The 272-nt window shown below is 58.8% G+C and carries 1 pseudogene; it reads left to right on the forward strand.

Annotated elements, in window-relative coordinates:
• A pseudogene (locus EXE42_RS17780) lies at positions 1-272 on the forward strand (flagellin); the annotation flags it as partial.

A 272-nucleotide genomic window follows, 5' to 3' on the forward strand; every position in this document is an offset into this window, starting at 1 on the left:
TCGACGTGACGAGTGAGGTCGGAATCGTCGGTAACGCGTCCAACGGAACGCTCAACGAGATTCGCGTCAGCGTGGCCGGCGCGGCCGGCTCCGATCAGATTGATCTGAGCGAAACAACCATCGAAGCGGTCGGTCCGAACGGACAGGAAAACCTGGTCTTCAACGGGACCGACAGTGTCGACAACCTCACCGCCAATCAGTTTGGCGTCAAGGACGATAATGGGAACTTCGTCAGCTCGGACAATGCGGTGCTCGACGAGGACTCCCAGATG

Source organism: Halorubrum sp. SP3 (genome assembly GCF_005435195.1).
In the GTDB taxonomy this organism is placed as follows: domain Archaea; phylum Halobacteriota; class Halobacteria; order Halobacteriales; family Haloferacaceae; genus Halorubrum; species Halorubrum sodomense.